Annotated in this window: 9 protein-coding genes; 5 read left to right on the top strand and 4 right to left on the bottom strand. The window is 65.4% G+C overall.

The window, feature by feature from the left end:
- Window positions 1–42: 42 nt before the first annotated feature.
- Window positions 43–588, bottom strand: coding sequence for a hypothetical protein (locus H3U90_RS00365; RefSeq protein WP_198176581.1), 546 nt, complete (start codon window positions 586–588; stop codon window positions 43–45).
- Window positions 589–636: 48 nt separating this feature from the next.
- Here H3U90_RS00365 and H3U90_RS00360 point away from each other — a divergent pair, with 48 nt between their 5' ends.
- The gene (locus H3U90_RS00360) at window positions 637–1,326 is read left to right on the top strand and encodes a lysophospholipid acyltransferase family protein (protein ID WP_198176580.1); all 690 of its coding nucleotides are present in this window, start codon (window positions 637–639) and stop codon (window positions 1,324–1,326) included.
- A 5-nt stretch (window positions 1,327–1,331) separates the two neighbouring features.
- Here the strand turns inward: H3U90_RS00360 and H3U90_RS00355 are convergent, their stop codons facing one another.
- Window positions 1,332–3,560 carry a Stk1 family PASTA domain-containing Ser/Thr kinase gene (locus H3U90_RS00355; protein ID WP_198176579.1) on the bottom strand — a complete coding sequence of 743 codons (2,229 nt, stop codon included), beginning with the start codon at window positions 3,558–3,560 and terminating at the stop codon, window positions 1,332–1,334.
- Window positions 3,553–4,788, bottom strand: coding sequence for a polyprenyl synthetase family protein (locus H3U90_RS00350; protein ID WP_198176578.1), 1,236 nt, complete (start codon window positions 4,786–4,788; stop codon window positions 3,553–3,555). The genes H3U90_RS00355 and H3U90_RS00350 overlap by 8 nt, the downstream gene beginning before the upstream one ends.
- 320 nt (window positions 4,789–5,108) lie before the next feature.
- On the opposite strand from H3U90_RS00350, the gene H3U90_RS00345 reads away from it, so the two are divergent.
- The 4 genes from H3U90_RS00345 to H3U90_RS00330 all read left to right on the top strand — a co-directional run bounded on the left by H3U90_RS00345 (window position 5,109) and on the right by H3U90_RS00330 (window position 14,585).
- Window positions 5,109–5,579, top strand: a complete 471-nt coding sequence (locus tag H3U90_RS00345) for a hypothetical protein (RefSeq protein WP_232341286.1) — start codon at window positions 5,109–5,111, stop codon at window positions 5,577–5,579.
- Window positions 5,580–5,692: 113 nt separating this feature from the next.
- On the top strand, window positions 5,693–7,117 hold the full coding sequence (locus H3U90_RS00340; protein ID WP_232340548.1) for an RNA polymerase sigma factor: 1,425 nt from the start codon (window positions 5,693–5,695) through the stop codon (window positions 7,115–7,117).
- Between the two features lie 129 nt (window positions 7,118–7,246).
- Window positions 7,247–9,604 carry a DNA gyrase/topoisomerase IV subunit B gene (locus H3U90_RS00335; protein ID WP_198176575.1) on the top strand — a complete coding sequence of 786 codons (2,358 nt, stop codon included), beginning with the start codon at window positions 7,247–7,249 and terminating at the stop codon, window positions 9,602–9,604.
- A gap of 46 nt (window positions 9,605–9,650) precedes the next feature.
- Window positions 9,651–14,585: an ATP-dependent helicase gene (locus tag H3U90_RS00330; protein WP_198176574.1), complete on the top strand. Its 4,935-nt coding sequence runs from the start codon at window positions 9,651–9,653 to the stop codon at window positions 14,583–14,585.
- Between the two features lie 17 nt (window positions 14,586–14,602).
- On the opposite strand, the gene H3U90_RS00325 is transcribed toward H3U90_RS00330, so the two are convergent.
- Window positions 14,603–17,236, bottom strand: coding sequence for a DNA gyrase/topoisomerase IV subunit A (locus H3U90_RS00325; RefSeq protein WP_198176573.1), 2,634 nt, complete (start codon window positions 17,234–17,236; stop codon window positions 14,603–14,605).
- Window positions 17,237–17,344 lie beyond the last annotated feature (108 nt).

The following is a 17,344-nucleotide window of genomic DNA, read 5'->3' as shown; positions in this document are numbered from 1 at the left end:
GGTCCGAACGTATTGGCGGCCTGGATATGGCGGCACTCGGCATTATCGCCGGTAGTGCCGTTCGTCGTCATCGAAGAGCCCGCTTGAATCGTCGCGGAAGTTCTTCCGGTCGATGATCAGTCCTGCGATGCCTATCAGCAGGAGCAGTCCCGCCAGCAGGCCGGTCAAGCCGGACCAGCGGGGGATCAATATGGTCAGGAAGAAGCAGATCAGGCCCAGCACCGTCATGATCATGAAGGCCGCATGCCTTCCGCCCAGGTCGCTCAGATCGGGGTTGGGCGGCACAAAGTTCGACGACTGGTCCATGACCTCGTCGGTGTCCAGCCAGCTGCTGCCTTGGAAATCGCGCGGCCCGGAGCCGCCGACGAAGGAGTCCCGCTTCAAGTCCTCGGCCCTCAGCGCCGCCTTCTTCTCGGACTTTCGAACCTTCTTTTCGAATTCCTTGGCCGTCCTGGACGATTCCAGGGAACCCAGCTCGTCAGCGTGCGAATTCAGGAAGTCCGCCCACTCCTCGTCCCCCTGTGAGGGCCCGGTTCCCGCCTCGCTGTTATACTGATTCCCGGCGTCGTTATGCTTGTGCTCGGTCATAGAACCATCGTAACCTCGGCCGCACGCATTCGCTACCAAGGAGTCTCTGTGCTGTACTGGTTCTTCGTCAAACTGCTCGGTCCGTTGGCGCGTACCTGGTTCAAACCGACCGTTGAAGGCACGGGGAACATTCCCAAGCAGGGGGCTGCCATCATCGCCTCCAACCATCTGGCCGTCATCGACGACGCCCTCCTGCCCATCACCTGCCCCAGGATGATCCACTTCATGGGCAAGGCCGAGTACTTCAACGGCAAGGGGATAAAGGGCAAGTTCAAGAAGTGGTGGTTCAGCTCGGTCGGAGTCTTCCCCGTGGACAGGTCGGGCGGCTCCAAGTCGCTGGGAGCCATGGAAACGGCGCGCTCCATCCTTGAGCACGGGCACATCTTCGGCATCCATCCGGAGGGCACGCGCAGCCCTGACGGCAGGCTCTACCGGGGGCACACCGGGGCGGCGCGGCTGGCCTTCGAGACCGGAACGACAGTGGTGCCCACCGCCATCATCGGCACCCGGCAGCTTCAGGAGCCCGGGCATGTGCTTCCGCATAAGGGCAGGACCAAGGTCATCTTCGGCAAGCCCATCACCGTGCCCTGCGTGCCGGTCAACAGCCTCACCCATGAGGAGATCCGCAACCTGACCGACAGGATCATGCAGGAGATCCAGGAGATGAGCGGGCAGCGCTACGTGGACGTGTACGCCCAGGTCATCAAGGCTCATGAGAGCAAGGAAGAACCGAGCTGACGACTTCAGACCACAGTCAGGGTCACGACGGCCAGTGAACCGTCATCATTGACCACCTTGACCTGGGTACCGGGGTTGGGGTCCTGGATTCGCACCGTGTGGGTCAGGTTGCCCAGCGGCGCGGAGATGTTGACCTTGAGTCCGTATCCCTGCAGGATCTGGGTGGCCTCGTCCTGGCTCTTGCCCTTCACGTCGGGCATGCTGATGAATTGCGGCCCCTTGGAGATGACCACGTTGACCGCATCGCCCCAGTGCAGCTGCTCCTGGGCCTGGTGGGAGGCGGAAATCACCTGGTTGCGGGGCACCGTGTCCGACCAGTCCTCGCTGTAATTGACCTTGAGCCGGAGCGCCTCCAGGGCCGCCTTGGCCTCGTCCCTGGCCTTGCCGATGATGTCGGGCATGGCCACCGGCATCCGCCCCTTGGAAAGGACCAGGCTGACCTTGGTATCATGCCGGGTCCTGGTTCCTGGGGCCGGTTCTACCGAAATCGCCGCTCCCTCGGGAATATCCATGGAGTACTGGTCCTTGGAGGAGTCATGGTCGACTCTGTCGAATCCGGCCGCCTTCAGGGCTTGCAGGGGGTCCTTGCCGTTGGAGGTGTCCGGCATGAGGATGTCCTTGGGCACTGTGGCTTGGCGAATCCCCTTGGAGACCGTCAGGCTGAGGCTGCCGCCCCGCTTGCTGATATGGGCTCCGACGGTGTCGGGATCCGCGGCCATGATGGCCCCCTTGGGTACCTGGTCGCTGAAGTCGTAGTCGGTGTGGACATCGATGCCTGCGACCTTGAGCGTGCTGGCGTACGTGGTGTAGTCGGCGCCGATGACCCTGCACTCCTGATTCTCTGGGCAGGAGATGTCATCCGGCTTGGGCAGGGCGACATAGCTGCCCGGACCCAGGTAGTACCACCAGGCGCCACCGCCGCCTCCGGCCAGGGCCAGCACAAGCAGAACCACCAGCGCGATGATCAGGCCCCGATGCCGGTGCTTGGGTTTGGCTGTTTCGGCACCTTGCTGCATGGTCTGGGCGGAAGCCGGAACGAGGTCTGTATCGGCGGGGGATGCTGTCGGGTCCTGAGGCTGCAGGACGGTTGTGGTTTCTGCCCGTGAGGGGGTGTCCACGTCGTTGAGCCGATAGCGCCTGGTCGCTGCGTCCGCATCGGTTTCGGGCGGGGCGGGCACATTCAGGACCGTGTCCGAATCCTCCGGTTCGGGTGCTGCAGCGATGGTCTGTGTGGCTGCGTCTTCGGCATCGTCGCTGGGTGCCGTGGCTGCCTGCCTTGGCGGTTCGGGCATCTCAGGGTTGGCGGACCCGGGCTGTCCGCTGGCTGCGGCTGCTGCGTCCGCTGTGCCTGTCGCAGGCAGCACGTAGTCCATGGCCTGCCGGTCCAGTCCCCTGACCACTTTCCTCAGGCCTTCCAGGGCCTTGCCTGCGTCGTCCGGGCGGTTTTCGGGGGAGCGGTCGGTCAACCCGGAGACCAGTGCGGCCACGGATGGGTCGATTCCCGGGCAGACGCTGGCCAGGGAGGGGACGTCCTCGTGGACGTGTTTGAAGACGATGGTCACCGGGTTGTCGCTGGCGAAGGGGACCGTGCCGGTCAGCATCTCGTAGGCGATGATGCCCACGGCATAGAGGTCGCTCTGGGGGGAGGCCTCATTGTTCTCGATGGTTTCGGGGGCCAGGTAGGCGGCCGTGCCCATGAGCATGCCCGTGGAGGACAGGGTGGCCTGGGCGGCGGCGCGGGCCAGGCCGAAGTCGGTGATCTCCACGTGGCCGCGGTCGTTGATGAGGATGTTTTCCGGCTTGATGTCGCGGTGGATGACGCCGGCTCGGTGGGCGGAGGCCAGGCCGTCCAGTATTTCGCCTATAATGCGCAGGGTCTCCTTCAGGGGATAGACGCCCTGCCGGGCCATGTCCCGCCGCAGGCTGATGCCGTGGACATACTCCATGACCAGGTAGTCCAGCCCCTGATCGACGCCGGTGTCGTAGACCTGGACGATGTGGGGGTTGGCGATGGCGGCGGCTGACCTGGCCTCCCGGCGGAAGCGCTCCTCGAACTGGACCCTGTGCGGCCCCTGGGCCAGCATGGTGTGCATGATCTTGACCGCCACATGCCTGGACAGCCGCAGATCCAGGGCCTCGTAGACCGTGGCCATGCCACCTTGCGCAATCTCGCGCAGAATGCGGTAGCGCCCGTCAATGATCCGGTCGCTGGTCCTCTCGTCCGCTTCACTCATGCTCGTCTTGTCCGGCCCTCTGCACCTCGGAGGCCTGACCGGCCTCGGCATCAATGGAAGATACACGTTTATGATACCCGGCGGTGGTGGCAAGCGGGAGGAAGCGTCGGCAGGCCTTGAGGAAGATGGCTCGGCCCTCTGTCGACAGCTGCAAATCATCGGCCAGGGCCTGGGCTCGGGCCTGGGCTCGGGAGGACAGGTCGGCCATACGTCGTTGGCTGGCCTCCACGGCCCCGCAGGAGCGCATCAGGTTACGGACCCTATTCACATGGGCATTCTTGCGGCGTTGGGTCGGGGAATCGTAGAGCCGGCGGACCTCCTTGGCCTGATCGGGATCGGCCATGGCCAGGGTGTCGGCCAGGAGGACGGTTCGCTTGCCCTCGCGTATATCGCCGCCAACGGGTTTGCCGGTGTGGCGGTCGTCGCCTGTAACATCCAGCAGATCGTCCGCCAGCTGGAAGGCCAGTCCCAGGTCCAGACCCAGGGCGCGCACTGACTCTTTGCGCTCTTCAAGGTTTGCCCCGGCCGCCAACAGCCCCAGAGCCAGCGGGGCCAAGGTGGTGTAGGAGGCGGTCTTCCAAGCCATGGTGTGCAGGGCCTGGCTGCGCAGACGTTCCGGATCGTCCAAGCGGGCCTCTTCCATGCCCATGTCCAGGACCTGGCCGGTGACCACTGCCGTCTGCATGGCTTGAAAGACTCTGCCGATGGCCGGTCCCTGAGGCAGGTGGCCAGCCGCCTGGAGGGCCATATCCGTGCTCAGCGATGCCAACAGGTCGCCAAGGAGGATGCCCAGGCCTGTCCCACGGGCATCGGGTCTTGCGCAGGCTTGGTTGCCCAGATCATTTCCAGCAACTGACCGGCTCAGGGCCAGATGGGCGGCGGGGCGGCCCCGACGGCGTGGGGAACCGTCGATGATGTCGTCATGGACCAGGGCACTGGTCTGGTAGACCTCCAAGGCACAGGCAAGGTCCACTACCGCCTGTTCACGGTCCGGATTCGGCTCGGACTCCAGAGCCCGCCAGACATCGCAGAGCAGCAGGGCACGCAGCCGTTTGCCTCCTCGGCCAGCCTCGATTGCCTGGAGGATGACCTCCTGCAGGGCCTCCCGGGAGGGGTCCTGGTCCAGGTGATGGTCCGGTCCGGGCTCTGGAGCAGTCAGGTGGTCGCAATGGCTCTGGAGCAGTTCCTCCATGCGCTGTTCGACCCGTGCTGCAGTCACGCTCTTCATGCCTTAGAGCCTATCCGCATATCTGCCCAGCAGGCAGGCTGCAAGGCCCATGGCTGCAAGGACCATGGTGGATGGATGACCCCACTTGACCACATGATCGGCTGCGGCCCTCCTAACGGTTCCAACTGGTTCAGGATGGAGCCAAGGCTCCCCGGACCACAGACCGGGAGCGGATGGGAGGCGATGACGGCATGAACGATGCGCACGAAGACGGCATGACAAAACTAGTGGGGAACTATCGAGAGGGCCGACGACGATGGGGTGTTGAAGATGCTGACAGGCGCTGGCTCCGGCAACCCTTGACAGACTGGACTGCCGGCTTGAGAGGGCGGCACCCGCCCTTGGACTCCGATTCGGCTGACCGTCTGGCTGTGGCCATCAAGGAGACCCTGGCCATACGCGATGGGCTTATCCTGTCCATCCTGGCGCCTGAGCCTGGTCTGGACGCTGACCGGCTGCTGGACCTGTGTGTGCGTCCCAACGATGCATCCAACGTGACGGCGCTCTGCAGCATTCTGGATGCGGTCTTCAAGGATCCTGCTACACGGCCGGACGAACCCCGTTGTCGGGCTGGGCTGGCCATGCTTGAAGCCATAGCGGACAAGGTTCCGCCGGGGTTCCGCTCCCAGCCTCTGGCGGTTGCTGCCTACGTCGATTGGTGGAGCGGGGGATCCCGGGCATCCGGGCTTGCCGAGGAAGCCTTGGACGACGACCGTTCCTGCAGCCTGGCCGCCATTGTCCTGGCACTGATCGGTCGCGGCATCGACCCGGCTTGGAGGCAATCGGGCTGAATCGGGAATAATCGTCCCCCTGGGGTGGTTCACTTAGTGAGTCTAAGATTTGACCTTGCCATACCTGCGCCTCAAAAGCAGTGTCGGCGGGTGGGATGATCCAGGAGGAGAATTTGGCCACGAAGGACACCAAGTCAGCCAAGACAGCCGCAGTGGATACCGGAAAGGGCCGGACCAGTTCAACCGCCGGCAAGACCAAGACCGCCACCAGGTCCAAGACCAGCAGCAGCAAGGCGTCCCGCAAGACCTCGTCCCGCAAGACCGCCACTGCCAGCACTTCGACGGCCAAGACGAACCGCCGCCCGGCCTCCAACACCACGAAGAAGGTCGAAGAGGAGCCCATCCTGCAGCAGGAGGATCAGGAGCCCGACGAGGACCTGCTCGAGGACCAGGAGGACGACGACCAGCTGGACAAGAGCGAGGATCAGCTGGAGGACGAGCCCGATGAGGACGATCAGGAGGAGGACGAGGCCTCTCAGGTCGAGGATGAGGCCGAAGAGGACCGCAAGGCCGCCCATGCCCTCGCCGCCAAGGTCAAGGGCGCCTTCGTCGTCGACGATTCCGATGACGATGAGAATGTCACCCCTTCTGGTAACCCCAAGCGTCGTGTGGTCACCGCCGGTGCCACTGCCGATCCCGTCAAGGACTACCTCAAGCAGATCGGACGCGTCAGCCTGCTGAACGCCGAGCAGGAGGTGGACCTTTCCGAGCGTATCGAGGCCGGCCTCTATGCCCAGCATCTGCTGGACACCGAGGGCGAAGGCATGGACTTCAAGCGCCGCCGCGAGCTCAAGTGGGCCGCCAACGACGGGAAGAAGGCCAAGGACCACCTGCTGGAGGCCAACCTGCGACTGGTGGTCTCCCTGGCCAAGCGCTACACCGGCAGGGGCATGCTCTTCCTGGATCTGATCCAGGAAGGCAACCTGGGTCTGATCCGCGCGGTGGAGAAGTTCGACTACACCAAGGGCTACAAGTTCTCCACCTACGCCACCTGGTGGATCCGTCAGGCCATCACCCGCGCCATGGCCGACCAGGCCCGCACCATCCGTGTGCCTGTCCACATGGTCGAGGTCATCAACAAGCTCTCCCGCGTCCAGCGTCAGATGCTGCAGGATCTTGGCCGCGAGCCAACCCCCGACGAGCTGGCCCGGGAGTTGGATATGCCCGTCGAGAAGGTCCAGGAGGTCCAGAAGTACGGGCGCGAGCCCATCTCCCTGCACACCCCTCTGGGCGAGGACGGCGACTCGGAGTTCGGCGATCTGATCGAGGACACCGACGCCATCGCCCCCTCGGATGCCGTGGCCTTCTCCCTGCTGCAGGAGCAGTTCCAGCAGGTGCTTGAGACCCTGAGTCCCCGCGAGGCCGGCGTCATCAAGATGCGTTACGGCCTGGAGGATGGGCAGCCCAAGACCCTGGACGACATCGGCCGCGTATACGGGGTCACCCGTGAGCGCATCCGCCAGATTGAGTCCAAGACCATGTCCAAGCTGCGGCATCCTTCGCGCTCGCAGACCCTGCGTGACTTCCTGGATCAGTGACCTCTGCGCCCGGCGGGGAGGTCCGGATGCTGTCGAGGCCTCCTTGCTAGAAATGGTCATCGGTGCGTAAGCGACCGCCCATGCGAGGACCCGTGTCCCCTGGGCGCCTAGAGGTGAACGGCGAGGTAAATGGTGGCGAAAAAGCCTGAAAAGGGAAAGTCCTATGGTGCCGGCAGTCTGACGGTCCTGGATGGCCTGGACGCAGTGCGCAAGCGTCCAGGCATGTACATCGGGACCACGGACAGCCAGGGGCTCATGCACTGCCTTTGGGAGATCATCGACAACGCCGTGGACGAGGCCCTGGCCGGCCAGTGCGACCACATCAAGGTCATCCTGCACAAGGACGGCTCCATCGAGGTGGACGACAACGGCCGGGGCATCCCCGTCGATATTGAGCCTCGAACCGGGCTGACCGGCGTGGAGGTGGTCCTGACCAAGCTCCACGCAGGCGCCAAGTTCGGCAACTCTTCATACACGGCTGTTGGCGGCCTGCACGGCGTGGGCTCTTCGGTGGTCAACGCCCTGAGCTCCCGGCTGGAGGTGGAGGTTGACAGGGACGGCAAGACCCACCGGATGCGCTTCCACCAGGGCCATCCCGGCACCTACCAGGACCCAGATCCGGAGCATCCCTCGCCTGACTCGCCCTTCAAACGCACCAGGAAGAACCGGCCTACGCCCCTGGAGGTGGTGGGCAGGGTGCCCAAGTCCCGGACCGGTACCAGGGTGCGCTACTGGGCCGACCCGGAAATCTTCAACACAACGGCCCGGTTCAGCTACGACCAGCTGATCGATCGGGTGCGCCAGACCAGCTTTCTTGTGCCCGGTCTCAAGATCACCGTGATCGACGATCGCATCCCCGCCACAGGAAGCGCCGATCAGGACCTGCGCCTGGAGGTCGACGGCGGGCCTGGCGCGGAACCGGACGATCAGGACGTTCAGGAGACTCAGGGGAACCTTCGTGAACCGTCTGACAGCGGCGACTCTTCAGAAGAAGGTGCCGAAGGCGAACGTGCCGGGGACGCGCAGGTGGATGATGCCGAGCTTTCGGCCACAGAGCGGGCCGACCGGGCCATGCTGCAGCCGGAGGACGAGTCCGGTCATCAGCGTGTGGAGGAGTTCCTGCACACCGGCGGAGTGACGGACTTCGTGGACTTCCTGTCCAAGGGCGAGCCGGTCAGCGACATCTGGCGGATCAGCGGTCAGGACACCTATCAGGAGGAGACCCAGCGGGTGGGCTCGGACGGCGAACTGCACGCCGAGCAGGTGGAACGTGTCTGCGGGGTAGATATAGCCCTGCGCTGGGTCAATGACTACGATTCGGTCGTCCGCAGCTTCGTCAATGTGGTGGAGACGCCCGGCGGAGGCATGCACGTGGACGGGTTCATGAACGCCATGACCCGTCAGGTGCGCAAGGCCGTGGAGGCCAACGCCCGCCGCCTCAAGGTCAACCTCAAGGACTCCCACAACAAGGTGGAACGTGACGACGTCCTGGCCGGTCTGGTGGCTGTGGTCACCGTGCGCATCGCCGAGCCGCAGTTCCAGGGTCAGACCAAGGACGTGCTGGGTACGGCCCAGGTCAAACCCATCGTCACCCGGATGACCGACGACCAGTTCGGCCAGATGATCAGCGGCTCCAAGCGCGGCTTCAAGGAGCAGTCCAGCCAGGTGCTGGAGAAGATCGTGGGCGAGATGCACGCCCGCGTCCAGGCACGCAAGACCAAGGAGGTCACCAGGCGCAAGAACGCCCTGGAATCGGCCTCCATGCCCTCCAAGCTCTCGGACTCCATGCCCGGCAATGACGACATCGCCGAACTGTTCATCGTCGAGGGCGACTCCGCCCTGGGCACGGCCAAGGCAGCCCGAAACTCCATGTTCCAGGCCCTGCTGCCCATCCGCGGCAAGATACTCAACGTGCAGAAGGCCTCCCTGTCCCAGATGCTGACCAACAAGGAGTGCGCCTCCATCATCCAGGTGGTCGGCGCCGGCTCGGGAGCCAGCTTCGACATCGACCAGGCCCGCTACAACAAGGTCATCATGATGACAGACGCCGATGTTGACGGCGCCCACATCCGCATCCTGCTGCTGACCCTCTTCTACCGTTACATGCGCCCCCTGATCGAGAACGGACGGGTCTACGCAGCCGTGCCGCCCCTGCATCGAATCGCCCTGGCAGGCAAGAACAAGGGGAAGTTCATCTACACCTATTCGGACGATGAGCTGGAGGGCAAGCTGGCCGACCTGCAGGCCAAGCACATCGACTACAATCCCGATGTGCAGCGCTACAAGGGTCTGGGCGAGATGGATGCCGACCAGCTGGCCGACACCACCATGGATCCCCGGACCCGCATGCTGCGCCGCATCCGCATGGAGGATGCCGCTCAGGCGGCCGGCATCTTCCCCCTGCTCATGGGCGACGACGTGCCGCCCCGCAAGCAGTTCATCGTGGACAATGCCGATGACTTCGACCGGAGCAAGATCGACACCTGATCGACCTTCAGCAAGGCCCAAAATGGGGGAGAGGAGTATGGCGCATATGGGCGATCCCCTGGGTAATTTCTCCCCGCAGACGGCCGGCTGGTTCCGCCAGGCCTTTCCCGACGGGCCCACGCCGACCCAGATGCAGGCCTGGCCGGCCATCCGCTCAGGCGGCGATGCGCTGATCATTTCGCCCACCGGGTCGGGCAAGACCCTGGCCGCCTTTCTTTGGGCCATCGACGAGCTCATGACCATGCCTCGGCGCTCCCGGAAGCCTGGGGTCGCCGTGCTTTACATTTCGCCCATGAAGGCCCTGGGGACGGATGTGGCCCGCAACCTGCAGGCTCCGCTGGACGGCATAGCCGAGCGATTCGGACAGCAGGGACACAAAGCGCCCAAGGTCCGGACGGGCATCCGCACCGGGGACACCGACGCCCGCGGCCGCAGGGCCCTGACCGCCCATCCCCCGGATATTCTGGTCACCACCCCTGAATCCCTCTATCTGATGCTGACCTCCAAGGCAGCCAGCACGTTGAAGAATGTGCAGACCGTTATTGTGGACGAAATCCACGTTCTGGCGGGCAACAAGCGCGGTGCCCATCTGGCCCTGAGCCTGGAGCGGCTGGACGACCTGGTCGGAGGGCCCGTGCAGCGGATCGGCCTGTCGGCTACGGTCCGGCCGCCCGAACAGGTGGCACGTTTCCTGGGTGGCAGCCGTCCGGTCAGCCTGATCCAGCCCAAGTCGGCCACAGCCATGGACTTACGGCTGATCGAGCCCCTGGAGGACATGGGCGATCTGACAGCGCCACCCGGCGAATCCGGCGAAGAGGGTCAGGGGGGCGACCAAAGAAGCGGATCTATCTGGCCAGCCGTCGAGCGGGCCATTCTGGACCAGGTCCTGTCCCACCAAACCACCCTGGTCTTCGTCAACTCACGAGGTCTTGCCGAGCGTCTAACCGCCCGGTTGAACGACCTGCACCAGTCCGATCTGCAAGCGTCCAACCACCGTAGCCGAGGCAACAGTGGGGACCAGCCAGGGTCACATCCTGAAACAGACCAGCCCACGGGCAGGGTTGCGCAGGCCAGGGAGCCCGCTCACTACGATTCGGCCACCGGGTCCACCTCCGAGAGAACTTCCGGCCTTAGTGTCGACCAACCCATTGCCATGGCCCACCATGGTTCGGTGTCCAAGGAGCGCCGACGCCAGGTGGAGGACGACCTCAAGGCCGGCAGGCTGCAGTGCGTGGTGGCCACCTCCAGCCTGGAACTGGGCATCGATATGGGCTCGGTCGATCTGGTCATCCAGGTCAATGCCCCGCTGTCGACCGCCTCGGGGCTGCAGAGGGTGGGACGAGCCGACCACCAGGTGGGACGGGTGTCGCAAGCCAGGCTTTTCCCCCTGACCCGCGAGCAGATCCTGGAGTGTACAGCCAGCATGGAAAGTATGGTCCAAGGTGATATCGAACCCACCATCATGCCCAGCAGTCCTTTGGATGTTCTGGCCCAGCAGACGGTGGCCGCGGCCGCCATGGGACCGCTCAAGGAGCAGGATTGGCTGGCCACGGTCAGACGGGCCGCGCCCTTCGCCCACCTGGACCAGCAGGTCTACCGGGCGGTGCTGGGCATGCTCAGCGGCGCCTACACCTCGCAGGACTTCACCGCCTTCCGCCCCATCCTGGTCTGGGACCAACAGACAGGCACGCTGACGGCCCGCCCCGGCGCGCAGCGACTTGCGGTTACCTCAGGAGGCACCATTCCCGACCGTGGCTCCTACAGTGTGGTCATGCCTTCAGAGGCCGCCGGCGGCAAACCCCGTCGAGTAGGAGAGCTGGACGAGGAGATGGTCTACGAGTCCCGCAAGGGGGATGTGATCACCCTGGGCACCACCTCCTGGAGGATCCAGCAGATCACCCGCGACCGTGTGGTGGTGGTGCCCGCTCCGGGACGCTCAGCCAGACTGCCCTTCTGGCACGGGGAGGGCACCGGTCGTGACCCCGCCTTCGGCCGTCGTCTGGGCAGGCTTGCCAGGGAGTTGTCGCAGGGCCTGATACCGGCGGTCCAGACTGCCTCCGGTCGGCCGGGCTTCACTCAATCCGTCTGTTCTCGTCTGTTGGAGGACGGCCTGGACCGTCCTGCCATCAACAATCTGGCCGCCTTTCTGGCCGAGCAGCAGGCCTCCACCGGCCGGGTGCCCGACGATCGACACCTGGTGGTCGAGCGTTGTCCCAACGAGGAGGGCGACCTGAGGCTGATCCTCCATTCGCCATACGGCCGCAGGGTCAACGAGCCCTGGGCCCTGGCCATCGCCGCCCGGCTCTCCCGCGAGCGCGGCTATGACGGTTCCGTCTGGGCGGGGGAGGATGGCATCGTCGTGCAGATCCCGGGCACCGACACCTTCCTGGATGATCAGCGAATATTCGGATTCACCCCCGATCAGGTGGAGCGCGAGGTCCGACGGCATCTGGTTGGCTCTGCGCTCTTCCAGGCCCGCTTCCGCCAGTGCGCAGCCCGCTCGCTCTATATGCCCAGGATGGAGCCGGGCCGCAGGGTTCCACTTTGGCAGCAGCGTCTGCGGGCCTCCCGTCTGCTGGACGCGGCCCTGAAGGAGAATGACTTCCCCCTGGTTCTGGAGACCATGCGTGAGTGCCTGCAGGACGTCTACGACATGCCTGCCCTGTGCGAGCTCATGGCCGACCTGGAGCAGGGGAGCGTCCGTCTGGTCCCGGCCTCCACCAAGACTCCCTCGCCCATGGCCTCAGGGATGCTCTTCGGCTACCTGGGGACCTTCATGTACCAGTACGACATGCCCAAGGCCGAGCGCGACGCTGCCATGCTGGCCATCGATTCCGACCTGCTGGAGCAGATGGTCGGGCAGGTGGACATGGCTGACCTCCTGGACCAGGAGACCGTCGATCAGGTGACTGCTGACCTGCAGCGGCTTTCGCCCAAGACCCGGGCCAGGGGTGCCGAAGGGCTGGCCGACCTCTTGCGGACCCTGGGCCCCATGGATCCGGCCGGGATTCGTCGGCGCATGCGCGGTCAGGAGGACCAGCCGGTGACGGAGGCACAGGTTCAGGCCATGCTCAAGCAGCTGCAGGACCAGTCCAGGGTGGTCCAGGTCAGACTGGGCACCCGCGACTGCTGGGTATGGGCCGGTCAGGTAGGAAGGTTGACGGCGGTCCTGGGCCCAGGCATCAACCATCCATCCTCCCGGCCGACAAAGCAATCGGAATCGGACAGCGAGGCCTTCGACCAGCTGGTCAGGCAATACGCCGCAGTCCATGGGCCGTTCACCACCGAGGACCTGGCCGGTCACCTGGGCCTGGGCAGTGCTCTCTTGGAGGATAAGCTGCGTTCCTTGGTCGCACGCGAGCTGCTCATGACCGGGGTCTTCCCCCGTCCCGACCTGAGAGCCTATGGCGAGCCCGGATGGGAGGGAGGCGAACCCCGCCGAGGATGGCTGGATCCTGAGGTCTTCCGTCGGCTGCGCTCGCGGTCCCTGGCCAAGGCCAGTAAGGCCGCCAGGCCGGTCCCCGGTCATGTCTACGGTGACTTTCTTCTTCACCGGCAGGGTCTGGCACCCCTGGGCCAGGAGCCTTTGATGGGCACCGAGGGACTGCTGGAGGTCGTTGCGCAGCTGGAAGGGCTGGCTCTGCCGCCCGAACTCTGGGAGTCGGCTATCTTCCCGGCCAGGGTGCGTGATTACGGTCCGGCATTGATGGACGATCTGCTGGCCTCGGGTCAGGTGGTCTGGGTGGGGTCCGACCAGGGGGAGGGCCCGCTGGGCGCCATGACTTTTTATCTGGCAGAGGATTTGGATGAGGAGCTTCCAACACGGTCCGCCGATTCCCCGTCGGCCACGGATGAGATCGGCAAGTCGGGCAACCTGGACAACCCGGGCGATAGGGAAGAGGCCCTGCTGGATGTTTTGGCCGATGGGGGAGCCTACCGCTTCGATCGGCTTCTGCGCGCCTGTGCCGGTCGGAGTGGGGATGACCTTGAGCCCCCTGTTTCTGAGGCCCCCGACCAGGAGGCCATGGCCCGGTCGCTCTGGGGCCTGGTCAGGCGTGGACTGGTCACCAACGCCTCCCTGGCTCCGGTTCGGCGCCTGGTCCGAGGATCAGGCTCACAGACCTCGGGTAGGACGCGCCGTTTGCCCCATGGTCTGCGTGGACGCGGCAGGCCCTTGGGTCGCGCGGCCTTGACACGGACGGCCGGCTCATCAGCGCTGTCAGCGGCGACGGAGGGATTCTGGACCCTGGTTGCGGATGAGCGCAGAGCAGCGGGGATTGGCATGGCCGATTCAAGCGACAAGCCCAGAAGCAGCCAGGACGATGACCGGCAGCGGACCGTCCGCCTGGTCCACCAGGGGCGGGCCATCCTGGACCGTTATGGGCTCCTGGCCCCGGTCCTGCCCGAAGTGCGGTCACTCCCTGGTGGATTCTCGGCCCTCTATCAGGTCTGCAGACGCATGGAGGAGGCCGGCCAGCTGACGCGTGGGGTCATCGTGGACGGTTTCGGCGGCGCCCAGTTCGCCCCCCGGGAGGTGATCGACCAGCTCAGGGACTTCCAAGAAGGTGAGCGCAATGATGATGGTGAAGGCGGATCGAAGCAGCGGCCGCCCGAACCCGTGGTCATGGATGTGACCGATCCCGCCAACCTCTATGGCACGGCCCTTGCCTGGCCGACCACATCAGGGGATGCCGGCGGTCGTCCCATTCGGCGGATGGGGAACCTCCTGGTGCAGAATCGAGGCCGCGCCCTGGTCTATGCGGCGCCCAAGGGTCATCATCTGCTGGTCTTCGGTGAGCCCGAGCGGGGATTGCTGGAGGCCGCCTTCGCCCAGCTGGCCTCATGGCTGAGGCGGGGCGGGCAGGGGCGCATCCTCTTCAGTGATGCCAATGGCCGGCCCCTGACCATGCGCGAACCGGTGGGCATGGCCCTGGCCGCCGCCGGATTCACGGCCGGACCGGGCGGCATGGCCCTCTACTGAGTCTTTGCTGAGCGCCCTCAGGCCACGAAGGCGATGGGCGCTGCCAGCTCCTGGCCGGAGGCATCCCGACGCATGTCCACATCGGGCAGTTCGACCGGGGAACCGGCAGCGGTGCTGGCGTGCAGGGGCCAGGCGCCCACCCGGGCCAGCAGCAGGGTGTCCTGTCCCTTCAGGAAGCGCTGGGAGCGCACGCCGCCTGTTCCGCGGCCCTTGACCGGATACATCTCCAGCGGGGTCAGCTTGGCCGAGCCGTTCTCGGTGCCGGGCAGGGCCTCGGAGTCGCCGGCCACGGTCAGGACCACGGCCCCGGCCTGGGTGCTCATGCCATCCTCGCCGGTCTCCTGGTAGGTCCAACCGATCTCCCCGGCTGGCACGACCGCGAAGGTGGCGACCTGGCAGCCCTGGGCCAGACGGATGCCCGCCATGCCGGCGGCATTGCGGCCCTGGGGTCGGACCTTGTCCCCTGTGAAGGTCAATAGGCTGGAATCCGAGGAGATGAGCACCATGCGGTCCCCGTCCTGGCAGGGGGCTGCGAAGACCACCTGGTCGTCATCCTTCAGGTCGATGACCGACCAGGAGTCCATGGTGGTCGGCGACTCGCGGTTCCAGCGCTTGACCGTGCCCAGGCGTGTGCCCAGGGCCAGAGGTCGGGAGTCGGCCATGTCGATGACGGTGACGGCGTGCTCGTCGGCCTGGGGTTCGGTGCTGGCGGTTCCGCCAAGGAGCTCGTCAGCCACGATGCCCCCGCTCAGGTTGGGGTTGGCGGTGGCCGGGATCAGCGGCAGGTCGGCCACAGGTGCGGTGATCAGCCGTCCAGCCGTGGTGACCAGGCCATAGGTGGCCAGGGTGGTGGTGGCGAATATGGCGATGATCTGGTCGTCGCGCCCCCGGTCCTGGTTGCGCGGGCGGGACCGCCAGGCATCCAGGGCGCCCGGGGTGCTGCGTGCCAGCAGGCCGGTGGCACTCATCATGACCGTGCAGGGCTTGTCCTCCATGTGCAGGTCGCCGCCGTCGCCACCGCTGCCGCTTCCTCCGCCGGCCAGCAGCGCAGCCTGGGAGCCAGCACCCACTTTGCCTGAGGTTTGCTGAGTGGTCTGCTTATCGCCGACCGCCGACTGCACGGGGGCCAGGTCACCGGAGGGCTCCTGGTCCAGGATGACCGTGCGCCTGGGCGTGCCCCACTGGGCCACCGCCTGATCCATCTCCTGGATGACCACCCGGTCCAGCTCGGACGAGGAGCCCAGAATCCGCTCCAGTTCCTCCAGCTGCTTGTTCAGGTCGTCGCGCTCGCCCTCCAGCTCGATCCGGCTCATCTTGGTCAGCCGCCGCAGCCGCAGGTCAAGAATGTACTGGGCCTGGATCTGATCCAGGTCGAAGACCGCCATCAGCCTGGTCTTGGCCGCATCCGCATCGTCCGAGCTGCGGATGACCTGGATGACCTCGTCGATGTCGACCAGGGCCAGCAGGAGCCCCTCGACCAGGTGCAGGCGCTCCAGGGCCTTTTTGCGGCGGAACTCGCTGCGCCGATGGATGACCGTGCGCCGGTGCTCCACCCAGACCTCCAACAGCTCCTTGAGCCCCATGGTTCTGGGCCGTCCATGGACCAGGGCCACGTTGTTGATGGTGAAGGAGTCCTCCAGGGGCGTGTACTTGTAGAGCTTGCCCAGGACCTTGCCCGGGTCGAATCCCGTCTTGATCTCGATGACCAGGCGGGTCCCGTTGTGCCGATCGGTCAGGTCGATGGCGCTGGAGATGCCCTCCAGCTTGTGGTTGCGCACCCCATCCGAGATGCGTTCCAGAACCCGCTCTGGGCCCACCATGAAGGGCAGTTCGGTGACCACGATGGCCTTCTTGCGGGCGGTCACGTTCTCCAGGTGGGTGACGGACCTGGTCACGAAGGCACCCCGGCCGTGCTCGTAGGCCTTGCGGATGCCGTCCCGTCCCACGATGATTCCGCCGCCGGGCAGATCCGGACCGGGTACGTAGCGCATGAGCTCGTCCAGGCTTGCGTCCGGGTGGGCCATCAGATACTTGGCGGCGGCCACCACCTCGCCCAGGTTGTGGGTGATCATGTTGGTGGCCATGCCCACGGCGATGCCCGAGGCCCCGTTGACCAGCAGGTTGGGGATGGCCGAGGGCAGGACCTGGGGTTCCTTGAGCTTGTTGTCGTAGTTGGGGGAGAAGTCCACCGTGTCCTGGTCGATGTCGGCGTTCATGCCCAGAGCCGCCGGGGCCAGCCTGGCCTCGGTGTAGCGGGAGGCCGCCGGTCCGTCGTCCAGGGATCCGAAGTTGCCGTGGCCGTCGACCAGGGGCAGGCGCATGGCGAAGGGCTGGGCCAGGCGGACCATGGCCTCGTAGATGGATGAGTCGCCATGGGGGTGCAGCTTGCCCATGACCTCGCCCACGGCCCTGGCGGACTTCATGTAGGGGCGGTCGGGGTTGAGGTTCATCTGACCCATCTGGTAGATGATCCGCCGCTGGACCGGCTTGAGTCCGTCACGGGCGTCGGGCAGGGCCCTGGCGTAGATGACCGAGTAGGCGTATTCCAGGAAGGACTTGCTCATCTCCTCGTTCAGAGGGGTTTCGACGATGTGTTCCTTGACCTGCCTGGGGTCGTACCCCGCCGCCTTGCTCCTGCGATGAGTTGCCATGCTCCAGCTCCTGCTCCTTCACGTTCCGCCTTATGATAACCGGACGGTCCGCCAAAGCATTCACAGCAGGGATGCAGTGTCGGCCTGGGGTCTGACCGTGCTTGAATG

Origin of the sequence: Bifidobacterium sp. W8103, assembly GCF_016100775.1 — a bacterium.
Classification (GTDB): domain Bacteria; phylum Actinomycetota; class Actinomycetes; order Actinomycetales; family Bifidobacteriaceae; genus Bombiscardovia; species Bombiscardovia choladohabitans.
Note: the sequence above shows the minus strand (reverse complement) of the source record. Positions and strands in the feature narration are given on the sequence as shown.